General features: G+C 70.9%; 13 protein-coding genes. 5 read left to right on the top strand and 8 right to left on the bottom strand.

Features of this window, described 5'->3' with window-relative positions:
• Positions 1 to 11: 11 nt before the first annotated feature.
• The 3 genes from O1G21_RS41920 to O1G21_RS39090 all read right to left on the bottom strand — a co-directional run bounded on the left by O1G21_RS41920 (position 12) and on the right by O1G21_RS39090 (position 2,175).
• Positions 12 to 890: an STAS domain-containing protein gene (locus tag O1G21_RS41920; RefSeq protein ID WP_405000773.1), complete on the bottom strand. Its 879-nt coding sequence runs from the start codon at positions 888 to 890 to the stop codon at positions 12 to 14.
• Positions 891 to 1,008: 118 nt separating this feature from the next.
• A complete protein-coding gene (locus O1G21_RS41915; RefSeq protein WP_270150566.1) occupies positions 1,009 to 1,242 on the bottom strand; it encodes an ATP-binding protein in 234 nt (77 codons plus the stop codon).
• 66 nt (positions 1,243 to 1,308) lie between these two features.
• Positions 1,309 to 2,175: a type IV toxin-antitoxin system AbiEi family antitoxin domain-containing protein gene (locus O1G21_RS39090; RefSeq protein WP_270150565.1), complete on the bottom strand. Its 867-nt coding sequence runs from the start codon at positions 2,173 to 2,175 to the stop codon at positions 1,309 to 1,311.
• A gap of 498 nt (positions 2,176 to 2,673) precedes the next feature.
• Here O1G21_RS39090 and O1G21_RS39085 point away from each other — a divergent pair, with 498 nt between their 5' ends.
• On the top strand, positions 2,674 to 3,075 hold the full coding sequence (locus O1G21_RS39085) for a hypothetical protein (protein WP_270150563.1): 402 nt from the start codon (positions 2,674 to 2,676) through the stop codon (positions 3,073 to 3,075).
• Positions 3,076 to 3,866: 791 nt separating this feature from the next.
• Here O1G21_RS39085 and O1G21_RS39080 read toward each other — a convergent pair.
• From O1G21_RS39080 to O1G21_RS39070, 3 genes are all read right to left on the bottom strand, one after another.
• Positions 3,867 to 4,874 (bottom strand): IPT/TIG domain-containing protein, encoded by a 1,008-nt coding sequence (locus O1G21_RS39080; protein WP_270150562.1) that lies wholly within the window; start codon positions 4,872 to 4,874, stop codon positions 3,867 to 3,869.
• Between the two features lie 153 nt (positions 4,875 to 5,027).
• Positions 5,028 to 5,819, bottom strand: a complete 792-nt coding sequence (locus O1G21_RS39075) for an IPT/TIG domain-containing protein (RefSeq protein WP_270150561.1) — start codon at positions 5,817 to 5,819, stop codon at positions 5,028 to 5,030.
• Positions 5,820 to 6,127: 308 nt separating this feature from the next.
• On the bottom strand, positions 6,128 to 6,388 hold the full coding sequence (locus tag O1G21_RS39070) for a hypothetical protein (RefSeq protein ID WP_270150560.1): 261 nt from the start codon (positions 6,386 to 6,388) through the stop codon (positions 6,128 to 6,130).
• 656 nt (positions 6,389 to 7,044) lie between these two features.
• On the opposite strand from O1G21_RS39070, the gene O1G21_RS39065 reads away from it, so the two are divergent.
• Positions 7,045 to 7,308 carry a hypothetical protein gene (locus O1G21_RS39065; RefSeq protein ID WP_270150558.1) on the top strand — a complete coding sequence of 88 codons (264 nt, stop codon included), beginning with the start codon at positions 7,045 to 7,047 and terminating at the stop codon, positions 7,306 to 7,308.
• A 274-nt stretch (positions 7,309 to 7,582) separates the two neighbouring features.
• On the opposite strand, the gene O1G21_RS39060 is transcribed toward O1G21_RS39065, so the two are convergent.
• Positions 7,583 to 7,711, bottom strand: a complete 129-nt coding sequence (locus O1G21_RS39060) for a hypothetical protein (protein ID WP_270150557.1) — start codon at positions 7,709 to 7,711, stop codon at positions 7,583 to 7,585.
• Positions 7,698 to 8,006, bottom strand: a complete 309-nt coding sequence (locus O1G21_RS39055) for a helix-turn-helix domain-containing protein (RefSeq protein WP_270150556.1) — start codon at positions 8,004 to 8,006, stop codon at positions 7,698 to 7,700. Before O1G21_RS39055 ends, O1G21_RS39060 begins: the two co-directional genes overlap by 14 nt.
• A gap of 584 nt (positions 8,007 to 8,590) precedes the next feature.
• Between O1G21_RS39055 and O1G21_RS39050 the strand changes: the two genes are divergently transcribed.
• The 3 genes from O1G21_RS39050 to O1G21_RS39040 all read left to right on the top strand — a co-directional run bounded on the left by O1G21_RS39050 (position 8,591) and on the right by O1G21_RS39040 (position 12,540).
• A complete protein-coding gene (locus O1G21_RS39050) occupies positions 8,591 to 9,997 on the top strand; it encodes a hypothetical protein (protein ID WP_270150555.1) in 1,407 nt (468 codons plus the stop codon).
• A gap of 1,227 nt (positions 9,998 to 11,224) precedes the next feature.
• Entirely contained in the window at positions 11,225 to 11,488 is a 264-nt protein-coding gene (locus O1G21_RS39045; RefSeq protein ID WP_270150553.1) for a hypothetical protein, read from the top strand.
• Between the two features lie 254 nt (positions 11,489 to 11,742).
• Complete coding sequence (locus tag O1G21_RS39040; RefSeq protein WP_270150552.1) at positions 11,743 to 12,540, top strand: IPT/TIG domain-containing protein; 798 nt, start codon at positions 11,743 to 11,745, stop codon at positions 12,538 to 12,540.
• The last annotated feature ends 4 nt before the right edge of the window (positions 12,541 to 12,544 follow it).

Below are 12,544 nucleotides of genomic sequence, written 5' to 3'. Positions count from 1 at the left end.
ACCTCGGTTCGTCATGGCCGACAGCTTGCCCCCGCCCACGACGGCCATGCCGGGCGCGACACGGGAATCCACGAGACCCGGCCTTGCGGTACAGCGCCGCGGAGGGGCCGGGCCGTGACCCGTCGGCCTCGATGAAAGCGGGCACAAGCCCCGGGCGGGTCGGCCGGATATCCGCGTGCCGGCCGACCCGCAAAGGGGCGGCGCCCGAGCCGCCCGGAGCGGTGGGGGATGTACGAGCCGGGCAGCAGTGCGAGCAAGGTGTCCGCCGCGCGCCTCTGGTGGAGACGCTCACCCGGTTCAACGACCGGACAACGGCCGAGGACACGAGGACCGCGTCGCATGGCCTTCGACACGCAGAGGGCCCGGTGGGAGCGGTGGGTTCCGTCCGGCGGGGCGGCGGGCAGGGCCGGGGGTGTGCGGCGGGCGGCCGGGGTTCTGCCGCGCCTCGGCCGCCCTGGGCCGCCGCGCCCGCGGTCCGGTATGCCGGAACGCGGGACGAGAGCGGTCAGGCGCGCCCCACCCCGTGCGCCCGTAATGTCAACGAGACGACCCGAGGAAAGGCACGTACGGGTCGACGGGGGGAGCACCTGGTCGCAGCCGGTGATGTCCAGCAGACGCGCGACCTGGTGCGAGGGACGCGCCAGGTGGACGACAGTGCCCTGGCGGCGGGCCTGGATCCGGGCCAGCAGCAGGGCGTTCAGAGCGGCCGAGTCCATGAACGTCACAGCGCTCAGGTCCAGCAGCAGCATCGGCGGCACCGGCTGCGGTGCCAGAGCGCGGTGTGCGGCCCTGGTGAAGACCGGCACCCGGTCCTGGTCCAGCTCCCCCGCACACGCCAACACCGACCCGGCCAAACTGTCCCGGACGGTGACCGTGAACACCTGTGTCATCGATCGGCTGCTCCCTCGGCTCCCGCCCCTTATGGCATGTCCACTTTAGGCGCGGCCCGGACGGCCCCGGACCGGGACGTTTGCAAGGCCCCGGGGCACCCCGGCCCCCCGTTCAGCACTATCGCTGCCGGATGGTGAGCAGTTCCACCCACACCGTCTTGCCCCCGGGATCCGGTGTTGTCACACCCCAGCAGGCGGTGAGGCGTTCCACGGCCAGGAATCCGTAGCCGCCCGGGCGTCCGAGGGCGAGGGGCCGTGGCGGGGCCTGGTTGTGGTCACCGACCCTGACCCGCACCACCCCGGGACGGTAGTCGAGGGCCAGTTCGCGCACGCCGGCCGTGGACGCAGGCATTGGTAGGGCCTGGGCCGCCGTCCCCGCCGACGACTGGGCGAACTGGCCGCCGGCTGGGCCCGCGGGTCAGCCGTCCAGTTTCGCGTACAGGCCGCGGCCCGGGCGCTGCGCCCGGCCGGCTTTGGCCAGGCGCTCCAGCATGGTGCGCACCGCGTTCACGTTGTCCGCCGACTCCTCGATCCCCAAACGGGCGGTCACCTCCCTGGCGCGCAGCGGTTCCTGGGCGTCGGCCAGCAGGGCCAGGACGCTGTCGGAGGTGGCGCCGGTGGTGCGTCGCCCGGGCCCGGGCGCGGCCTTTTCGCTTTTCTCGGTGGCCGGCCCGGCGCCGGTGCGCACCGGCCCGGTGCCCGGGGCGGCGGCCGTCTTCTTCGCCGCGGTCTTCTTCGCGGGCGTCGCGTTCTTCGCTGTGGTTTTCTTCGCGGGTGCCGCCTTCTTGGCGGTGGTCTTCTTCGCGGGTGCCGCCTTCTTGGCGGTGGTCTTCTTCGCCGTCTTCGTGACCGTGTCCGTGCCCACGGTGGTCTTCTCGGCCGGCTCCCCGCCCCGGTCCAGCGCCGCCTCGATTTCGGCCGCGAGCTGCTGCGGCCGGACCCCGACAATGGCGTCCGCCTCTGCCCGAATGCTGCGCACCGGCGTGAGGTCCTGCGAGGCCGGCAGTCCGGCCAGCGCCTGCAGGCCCTCGATGGCGCCGCGTACGGCGTTCTCACGCGCCACAGCGGCGGCCAGCTCATCCTCCAGACGCCGCCGCCGCGCCTCGATGCCGGGAAGTTCCGCCTGCAGCTGGGCGATGGTGTCACTGAAACGGTTCTCTGCCACGGTTCCTCGTCTCGTCCGCCCACGCGAATGTCGCAGGGACTGTGCGATCTTTATCCCACTGCCGCCCACTGCCACCACACTGCGACCTGCATCCCCGGAGTCGCCTTCCGCGGCGTCCACCCGCCGTTGCGTTCCTGAAGCGGCATCGCGGCGACCTGCGGATACGCCTGAGCCAGTACCACACCCAGCGAACGCGCCATCCCCGTCTCCTCCCTCATCGTGCCCGCGTCCTCCCCTGCCAAGGCACCGGACCGACACCGGCGCCGACTCAACGACGAGCAGCACGTGATCGTCACTCGCTACGTTGCACCAGCGCGCGGCGTACAGCGTCGCGCTGACGCGCGACGACTCGGCATGCACGACGGCTCTGGCACGACGATGCTCGGGCGGGCGCCGAGGACGAGCCGGCCATCCACCAGGACCACCCAGTACTTGCCGTGGCCGGGGTGGTGGCGGCGCACAGTCCCTGGGCACGTCGTCCCCCGCACCCGACGGCGCGCTTGCCTGAGTCGTGCGGCTGATCTTTCGGCATTCGCCGCCGCAAGCGCGGTACGTGTCCGATGATGTGACTGTCCGGCGCCGGGGTGGGCGGGCCGGAGCCGGGGAAAGGGACCGCTTGTGGAGATCGTCAGCAGCACCGGCCTGGACGGCTTGCCCTGGCCGGAACTGCTGCCCGACCGAAACCCCGTGCTGGTCTTCCCCACGCACCCCACACGCCTGCCCCTCCCCGACGACGGCTGGGCCGGCTGCGACACCGCCCACACCTTCCCGGCCGACCCGCAGCCCGGCTGGTCCGCCGTCATCGTCGGCACCCAACTGACCATCCACCGCCCGGGCGGTGCGGCGTGGTTCGACGGCGAGATCACCGCCACCCGTGAATGGCACCGCCGCGTCCGCGACCAGCACACCCTGCTGCTGATCACCGGCGCCTTCACCAGCGCCTTCGACCTCCGCCCAGCCGCCGCGGCCGGCCGACTCCTGCTGCTCACCACCCCGGTCAGGCACACCCACAGCCCGTGACCCCGTCTTCAAGCTCGATGGTCAGCACCCGCGCGGCCCGATAGCGAGCAGCTCCGCCCACACCGTCTTGCCACCGGGATCCGCTGTCACACCCCAGCGCGCGGTCGGGCATTCCAGGGCCAGGAGTCCGCAACCGCCCGGATGAGGCGGCCCCGGACCAGGCAAGGCCCGGCCGGGCTCGCGGGCGCGGCGCCGCGTGCGGCCGTGGCGTCGGTGGGCTGGGCAAGGGCGCTGGACGCGACTCAGGGCGGACTCGGCACTGATCCGTGCCGGGGCGTCCTGAAGCCGCCGGACAGCATCCTCCGCCTCCGTGCGGATTGCGCCGCGGCTGACGCCGTGGTCGCGGGCAAGGGCGGCGTGGAGCGGCACTCCAGGTACGCGGCGCGTACGTCGGCGGTCTTGTCGGCCGGGACGGCGGGGCGGCGGGGCGGCGGCCGTCACCGACCTCGACCAAGAGACCCTCGACCACTGGCTGGCCGGCCGGCCGGCCCACGAAGCTGCAGGCCACCACCTCCTTCGTCCGCTGGGCCGTCGCCCGGCGGCGCGGAGCGCATGGCTGGTCCCTGCGATCAGGTATAGACGAAGGCCCCGGGCGCGGTAGTGGTGCCGCCCGCCGTCGTCACGGTGACGTTCACCGGGCCGGGGGCAGCCGCGGGGGGAGTGATGGCGGCGATCCTGGAGCACGTGGGATGGTGCTGCTGACGCTGATCACTAGCGGAACCATGACGCTCTCCCTTCCCAAATTCTGATCCGACCCGACCGCATCGCGACTGACGTCCCGTCAGCAGCGCTCAAGAAGGGTCGTAGACATAGGGCAGGGCGTTGCTGTTTCCGGCCGGGGTGTGCGCCACGACGTTCACCGTGCCGGGTGCCCCGCCCGGGCTGGTCGCGACGACCTGGGCGTCGGAGATCGCCGCGAACGAGGCCGGGACGCCGCCGAAGGTCACCGCGTCGGTGTAGGTGAGGTTGCTGCCGCCCAACACGACCGCCTCGCCGCCGAGATGAGAGCCGCGGGAGGGGGTGAGGCTGGTCAGGACGGGTGCCGCGAGGAACGTGTAGTACGGGTTTCCGGTGGCCGCGGAGCTGGTCCCGCCCGGTGTGGTGACGGTGACGACGACCGTGCCGAGCCCAGCTGGAGCGGTCACGGTGAGCTGGTTGTCGGAGATCACGTGGATGTTGGTGGCCGGGCTTCCCCCGAAGGTCACGGCGCTGGTGAGCGTCAGATTGCTGCCGAACACGGTGACGGTGTTGCCTCCGGTGGCCGGGCCGAGGTGGGAGGACAGATCGCTGACGGTGGGCGCGGCGAGGTAGAAGTACGGCAGTGGATTGCTGGTGCCTGCAACCGTGGTGACCGTGACACCGACCGACGACGGCGGCCCGGCCGGGGCAACCACGGTGATCTGCGTCCCGGTGTCGGTGAGGATGGTGGCGGGGTTCGCACCGAACATCACCGAGGTGGCACCGGAAAGGCTGGTGCCGTTGAGCGTGACCGTGTTGCCACCCGAGGTAGGACCGGAAGCGGGACCGAGACTGCTGAGGGAGGGGACGGACGCGGCGACGTAGGTGTAGGTCAGGGCGTTGCTGGCGCCCGTCGGCGCCGTGACCGTGACCTGCACCGTACCGGTTCCTGCGGGGGTCTTGGCCGTGATCAGGGTGTCGCTCGCGATGACGAAGTTGGTGCCGTTGGCGCCGAACCGGACCTGCGTGGCGCCGGTGAAGCCGGAGCCGGTGATGATGACGCTGGTACCGCCGGCTGGAGCACCTTGGGCGGCGCTGACGCTGGTCACTACGGGGGCCATGAGGCTCTTCTCCTTCTCCTGGCGCCTGGGAGACGGTGTGCCCTGGCCGGGGGTGTCGGCCCAGGCTCCGGGACGTCGCCGCCCGCCACGCGTCGCGGGCGGGCGGGCGGCGACTCGGTGCTCGTGCGGTCCGTGCCCGGCCTTCCCTGACGGTCAGACGATCGTGAAGGGCTCGGCGTTGGAGTTGCCGCCGCAGGTGTGGACCGTGATGCTTCCGAGCCCGGTGGCGAGTCCGCCTGGCACGGTGGCGACGAGCTGGGTGTCGCTGACGGGGGTGAAAACCGCGGTGGCGGTGGCGGCGGCGCTGTCGGTGAAGGTGACGGTGTCGACGTTGACGAAACCCGTGCCGTTGACGGTGATCTGGTCCCCCGCGGTACCCGATGCGGGCACCACCGAGGTGATGGTCGGCGCGAGGTAGTAGTCGACCTGGGTGGTGCCCGAGGCGCTGGTGCCGCCGGCGGTGCTGATGGTCACCGGCTGGGTCGAGACCGTACCGACCTGGCCCGGGTTGGCCGGCGCGGTGAAGGTGACCTGGTTCGACTGGGTGGGGGCGACCGCCACGGTACCGACGGTGCCCACCGCCACCTGCGTGCCGGTGAGGAAGTTGGTGCCGAACAGCGTGACCGCACCGCCGGTGGCGGCCGGCACGCAGGTGACGTTCGTCCCCGTGGTGGTCGGCGTGGCGATGACGAAGAACGGCAGCGCGTTGCTGGTGGCGCCGCTGCTGCTGGTGACGCTGACCGAGACCTGGCCGGAGCACGGCGCCGAGCTGGGCACCACGAAGGTGACCTGGGTGGCGGTGACAGTTGTCGGAGTGACCGTCGCCGCACCGAAGTTCACCCTCGTCGTGGTGGACAGAGAGGTGCCGTTGATCTGGACGGTGTCCCCGGCCTTGCCCTGGTTGGTGGTGGTCGCCGTGTCCACCAGCGAAGTGATGGTTGCCATGATCTTTCTCCTTCGAACGTGCCTGCCGCCCTGCCGTGAGTGAGCAGGAGCAGGCGGATGGATGACGCGGCCAAGCAGCCGCATGGGCAGCCCCGGTGGGCGCAGTGGGGTGTGAGGACATGTGAAGGCCGTTGCCTCAGGGCGCCTGGGCGGGTGGTCCTGTGTGAAGCGCCGCGGCGCCACCTCACGGGGCGCCGTCAACCTCGCTCAACTTCGTGGTCGCGGCGCGGTCGTAGCAGGCATGGGCGTGTTCGCTCACTGTGCCGCGAACCCGTCGCGGAAGAGAGCAAGTTGAATGGCCTGGGTTTTCAGCATGGGGCGGTCAAAGGGGTGGTGGCGCAGTTGTTCGGGGCGTTGCCGGCCACGATGCTGGCGAGCAGCGTGACGGAGCCCGCGTTCCGGTAGATGCCGCCACCGTTGACGCTGGCGGTGTTACCGGTGACGCTGCCGGCGGTCATCGTCAGCGCGGTATCGGTGTAGATGCCGCCGCCGTACGAGGCGTGGCTGCCCCGGACGGCGCTCGAGGTGATGGTCAGCGACCCGCCGAGGTTGGCGATGCCGCCGCCCACGCCGAGGGCGGCGTCGCCGTTGCTGATCGTGACCGTGCCGAAGGTGAGCTGCCCGTGGGAAAACGGGAATTCCTAGGGCCTGTCCACTGGATGTAGGTGCAAAACGGCGCAAGGATCAGGTCACCGCCCCCCGCGGCGTTGGCTTCGTCGACGGCATTGACCAATGCCGTCTCGCTGCACGGCACGGCCACCGCTTGCGCCGGACCCACGGCATCTGCGTGTGCTGCCGCAGCGGTGAGCAAGAGCCCGCCGACCGCGCCGGACCCGGCCAGTAATCGAAATATATTGATGGCTCGCACCACGCCTCCCCTGGACGTATGAGCCACCCTCATCAGCCGATGCATCGCGAGAGCGCGTCGGCCGACGGCTTCCTCCGGTGGGTGCCCTCGCGAGCCCGCGCCAGTATGCGCAGGCAGATGCCAGCTGCGTTCCCCAGCGGAGGGATGGGCAGCCCACCTGGTCGGATACCACAAGTAAGCCATCTGGGCTGCGCACGAACAAGAGCTTTGACGATTTGCCACCCATTCGGCGCAGCGCACGGGAGTGTCTAGTGATTTCTTCGGGAGTGGACGGGTCCCACCCCGGGGGCCGTCCCGGGCGAGCTGGGGACTGGGTGCTTTTCGTACTGATCGCCGGTGCCGGTCGTTGTACCAGACGTGACGATCGCAGAGCGGAACTGGTGGACGCGGGCGCGGGTGCGCTTTCTGGAAGAAGTCGATGTCGAGGCGGTACATCCACGGCGCCGGCGGGTCTTCTGGCAGGGGGAAGAAGAGGTGATGGTCCAGTGGGGCCTCGCCGGACGCCGGGTGGACCGCAGCACCTGGTGGACCAGCATCGACGTCAACGGCGCGTACATCGTGATGGCCCCCTCAGTCGAGGTCCTCGAAGTACTCGAGGAACAGCCGCCCACCAGCTGGTGAACCGGCGGTCGACCGAAGCCTCCCGGGCGTCCCCGGGGGCGCTTTCCGGCGAGGGGTGTTCGATGCGGCGGCGCAGTAGCGGGCGGCGGATTTCGGTATGACAGGCGCGCCGAGAGCGCCGGGGCAGTCGCGTTCGGGTGTGCCGGGGTCGTGGTCACCGGCCGGCTGTGCTGTTCTTCGCCGCGGGCGCGCAGCCCCACTCCTGGGATGCGCGCCCGCGCGGACTACGGAACGGGGGGCGCCGTAGCCACTCGACCACCGTAGCGAACCGCAGCTATTCCAGGACGAGCGAGGCGTCGCGGCTCAGCATCCTGGCGACCTGGCGCTTGGTGAAATCCTGGTCGATCAACTCCTGGGTCAGCCTCGCGGCCTCGTTGGGACGGTTCGGGTCAGCGGGACTCACCCCTCACCTCCGGCTGCGGCTGCGGCTGCGGCTGCAGGGCGGCGGTACCGGGAGGCCAGGACAAGCACTGGGCAGCGTGCGTGGGCCCGGCGAGCAGATCCAGCGGCCCCATCCCCCAGTGCCGAGCCAGGGTGTCCACCTCATCCAGCGACCACGGCTGCGTCCCGGACTGACGGCGGGAAACCTTGTCCTGCGTCAGCCCCACAGCCGCGGCCAGCTCATGCTGGCTCTCCCCCGTGCGCTGCCTGATCGCGGCCACCGTCAGCCGCAGCGTTTCCAACGTACTCAGCACCATACGACGCAATCTATGAGTTGTTCATGGGAAAAATCCGTTAATCATGGATAGAACCCCTCGATTGAATGACGCTAGTGCGTACCGGGTTACGACCGAATGCGTTCAACAAGCGCGACGGAAGGTGCAGGCGGCCGGGCCCGGGATCTTCCGTGTTTCTCTGTTCGCCGGAGAGACGATCTCCTCGCTCGTTGGCCGGGTCGCCGCCCTCTACGGCCTGGGCGACGCCGATGCCGGTTTCTCGTAGCCGAACGGCCCGCTGCGACACACGTGGTATCCCATCGACTCGCTACCTCAAAGTGATCGGACTAGGGCATTTAATGATGTTTTGTCCTGATTATTTGCCAGGCGTCCCGTCATGCCCGCGCCTTGTAGCGTGAGGGGCGCAGGGCGCTTCGCTGTGAGGAGAGGTGAACCCGCGGATGAGTGCTCGTACTCGCGGACAAGGCGATCTGCCGTGGTACCAGGTCAGCCGTCACCGGCCCGTGGCCGTGTTCAACAGGACCCCGGCCGGTGGGACGACCCCGGTCCGTACCGCCGTCGCGTCCGACCCGGTCTGCTCGGGTGGACGACGTGGGGAGCGCGGCGTGGGGACGGTATCGATGGGGAGCGCGCTGCTGTCCGGCATGGCGCTGCTGGCGGCCACGGCTCCACCGGTGGCCGCCGCGCCAGTGGAGGCCGCGCCAGTACGGGTGCAGCGGGCTGATCCGTCGCAGACCTTCACCTTCACCGGCGCTGCGCAGACCTTGACGGTCCCGGCGGGGGCCGTGGTGACGATCACCGCGGACGGCGCCGGCGGCGCCGACAACACCGGCACCGCCTGTACCGTCACGGGGACGGGCGGGACGGGCGCGCAGGTCGTGACCACCCTGCCGCAAACCGTCGCCCCGACGACGTTCACCATCGACGTCGGCGGTACCGGCGGCAAAGGCTGCAACGGCACCGGGACAGGGGGTGCCGGGGGGTTCAACGGCGGCGCCCCGGGTGGGGCCGGCGCGGGCAGTGGTGCCCATTTCGAAGGTCCGGGTGGGGGCGGAGCTTCCAGCGTCAGCGCGGGCGGCTCCTTGCTGGTGGTCGCCGGGGGCGGCGGTGCCGCCGGCGGCACCGGAGCCGGCTCTGCGGGAGGGAACGGAGGCAACGGCGGAACAGCGGATGGCACCGACGGTACCGCGGGAAGTGCCACCGGCCCTGGGGCTTCGCCGGGGCAGGGCGGGGGCGGTGGCAGCACCACCACCAGCACCGGTGGCGCCGGCGGGGCCGCCGGCACCGCTGCATTCTGTACGGCCACGCATGGCGGGCCGGGAGGCGGGTTCACCGGTGCCGCGGTCGGCACCGGCGGCACCGGCGGCACCTTCGACGGCGGCTGCACCTCCACTACCGGTGCCGGTGGGGGCGGCGGAGGCGGATACTTCGCCGGCGGGGGCGGCGGCAGCGCCACCGTCAACAGCAACGGCACCTCGGCGGGCGGGGGCGGAGGTGGTGGGGGCAGCAGCTTCGCCACCCCCACGGGTCTCCCCACGTCCTACGCGCCGTCGACGATCGGGACGGCGAACCACAACGGCCAGGTGACCATCTCCTACACGGTCCCGTCCTTGACCATCACCAAGACCCACACCAGGCACTTCACCCAGGGGCGGGACGGCACCTACACCATCACCGTCGGCAACGCCACCGGAGCCGCCCCGACCGACGGCACCACGGTCACCGTGTACGACACCCTCCCCGACGGGCTCAGAGCCGACAGCATCAGCGGCACGGGATGGAACTGCACCCTGAACAACCTCACCTGCACCCGCAGCGACGTCCTTGCCGCCGGAAGCAGCTACCCGCCCATCACCCTGGAGATCGACGTCTCCTGCAACGCCCGCGACCAGGTGACGAACACCGTCACCGCCATCGGCGGCGGCGACACCGCCAGCCACATCGCCTCCGACCCCACCAGGATCAAGCGCCACGAGCACCACGAGCGCTGCGAGCGCCACGAGCACTGGTAGACCGACCGACCCGGACCAACGGCGGGGCCGTCCGCACGACGGCCCCCCAGGAAGCGACGTGCCACCAGGCACGGGAGAGGCGCCAGCTGCGACAGGCCGAGGTGTCGCCATGAACGACAGCGTGGCCACCGGGAACGGTCATGCGGGCCACGACACGCCCCGTATCGCGCCGGCCGCGCGATACGGGGAGGTCAGCGGTGACCGGGGAAGGAGACGGTCAGAGTCATCCGTACTCGAAGACGTCCTCGCAGTGGCCGGGCACGCACGCCCAGGCGGTGGCGCGGACCTCGGCTCCGGCCGACCGAGCCCGGCCGATCACGGGTCCGCCCCCGGCGATCTCCCGGGCGGCCGTAAGCTGCCGAGGCCTCGAGAAGGCGCTCGAGGCCTCCACCCGCAGGTGTCGGCCTTCCGGCACCTCAGACAGGGACGGCGACGACACGACAGTCCGGGTGCCCGCTCAGCGATGTCGCTCGACCGGCCGGCGGTGAGGCGGGGGGCAGGGACGCGAACCGGCCGCCGGCAGGGCTGGGCCCACAGGTCAGCCGTCCAGTTTCACGTACAGGCCACGGCCCGGGCGCTTCGCCCGGCCAGCCTTGGCCAGGCGATCCAGCGCGGTGCGCACCGCGTTCACGGTGTCCGCGCGAACGCAGGCTCGCCTGGCTCGACGATCGCGGGCACCGGCCGCTGCGCAGGCGCGGTACCGATGCCCCGGCCATGGTCGACATCCGGCAGCCCCGGTACGGTCGTTCCCGCCGGCCTGGAGGGATGGGGCTGCATCGTGCGCTGAAAGCTGCCGGGGATCTCACGTCCCTCGCAGCCCGGCGACGGGGTACGCATGCGCCCAAATGGGTGATTAGCAGTCATATACCTTGGTTTTACGGCTGTTTGGATGACTCACTTGTGGTGTCCGATCAGGGGGCTGCCCATCCCTCCGTTGGGGAAGGTAGTCCATCGGTATGTGGTGGTGTGTGCCTGTCACAGGCCCGCGAGGGCGCCCATCGGAGGAAGCTGTCGGCCGACGTGCTTTCCCAGCGCACGGGCTGACGAGGGTGGCTCAGGCGTCCGAGGAGGCGTTCTTGCGAGCCGTCAACATACTTCGAGTGCTGTTCGGGACCGGCGCTGTCGGTGCGCTCATCCTCACCGCCCCGGCGGCCCACGCGCAGACCGTGCGTGCGGCGTCCACGGTGATCGTGCCGTGCCGTCAGCAACGGTGACGCCGGTTTCGGGGTGGGCGGCGGCATCGCCAACCTCGGCGGGTCGGTCATCCTGATCGGCGGGGGTGTCAGCAACAACCGTGCCTCGTTCGGCGGCGGCATCTACACCGACACCGTACTGACGATGACCACCAGCAGCGTCACCGGCAACACCGCCACGGTCGACGGCGGCGGCATCTACCAGAACGCTGGCTCCGTCGCGCTGGTGGCCACCAACGCCTCCGGCAACTCCCCGAACAACTGCGCCGCCACCCCGCCCCTGACCGCGCCCTGCTGAAGCCCGACGGCGGCACCCCGGGACACTCCCGCCCACCCACCCGGGCGGCAGTCAGGTCGACGGCGCGGTGGAACCACGCCGCCCGCACCACACTCTCGTGCCCGCTCCCCTCCAGGTCAGCGACTTCCGGCAGCGCTGCGAGCCCTGCCCCGTGACTGCCGGAACCCGATCACGCCCTGTGCGACGGACCGTCGATACGCCGGCTCCGGCGCACTGGGCAACAGTGTCATCCGCAACAGCAAAGGAGATCAGTCATGGCACCCGTCATCACCTCCATCTCGCCCACCTCGGGCCACTCCGGCCAGACGATGACCATCACCGGCACCGGTCTGGGGAGCCTGAGCACCACCAAGGTGAACATCGGCACCAAGACGGTCACGCCCACCACGGCCAGCAACACCTCCGTCACCTTCCCCATCCCGCCGGGGTGCAACGGCCAGGCCAACGTCACCGCGACCGTCTCCGGGGTCAACAGCAACAGCAGCGCCTTCTTCTACGTCGCCGCCCCGACGGTCACGTCGCTGACCCCCAGCACCGGCCCCGCCGCGCCCGGCGCCATCGACGTCTTCGGCACCGGTTTCGCGACCGCGACCTCGGTCGCCTTCGACGCGATCGGCACCGCCGTCCCCACCGTCCTGTCGGACAGCCAGCTGAGCGTCACCCCTCCGGCCCACGGCGCCTTCACCGGCTGCACCGACGCGGCGGACGTGATCGTCACCGGCAGCGGCGGCACCAGCTCCCCGATCGGCGCGGCGGGTCAGTTCACCTACTACGCACTGCCGACGGTCACCGGTGTGACGCCCAACACGGGGCCGGCGGGCACCACCGGGGTCATCGTCTCCGGCACCTGCTTCGTCGACGTCAGCTCCGTGACGTTCACCCCCGTCGGCGGCGGAGCGTCCACCCCGGCCGTCAACGTCAGCGCCATCAGTGTGGGCAGCCTGACCCTCGACGTGCCCGGCACCCTGGCCACGGGCACCTACGACATCCAGGTCACCAACCCCGGCGGCACCAGCGCGGCCGTTGCCGCCGACCACTTCATCGTCGTCTAAGCCC

This window comes from Kitasatospora cathayae, assembly GCF_027627435.1.
Lineage (GTDB): Bacteria > Actinomycetota > Actinomycetes > Streptomycetales > Streptomycetaceae > Kitasatospora > Kitasatospora cathayae.
Note: the sequence above shows the minus strand (reverse complement) of the source record. Positions and strands in the feature narration are given on the sequence as shown.

Excerpts from the sequence above, each read along its gene's own strand:
- O1G21_RS41920 (WP_405000773.1), bottom strand. The coding sequence starts at position 890 with ATGACACAGGTGTTCACGGTCACCGTCCGGGACAGTTTGGCCGGGTCG.
- O1G21_RS39080 (WP_270150562.1), bottom strand. The coding sequence starts at position 4,874 with ATGGCCCCCGTAGTGACCAGCGTCAGCGCCGCCCAAGGTGCTCCAGCC.
- O1G21_RS41915 (WP_270150566.1), bottom strand. The coding sequence starts at position 1,242 with ATGCCTGCGTCCACGGCCGGCGTGCGCGAACTGGCCCTCGACTACCGT.
- O1G21_RS39055 (WP_270150556.1), bottom strand. The coding sequence starts at position 8,006 with ATGGTGCTGAGTACGTTGGAAACGCTGCGGCTGACGGTGGCCGCGATC.
- O1G21_RS39075 (WP_270150561.1), bottom strand. The coding sequence starts at position 5,819 with ATGGCAACCATCACTTCGCTGGTGGACACGGCGACCACCACCAACCAG.
- O1G21_RS39040 (WP_270150552.1), top strand. The coding sequence starts at position 11,743 with ATGGCACCCGTCATCACCTCCATCTCGCCCACCTCGGGCCACTCCGGC.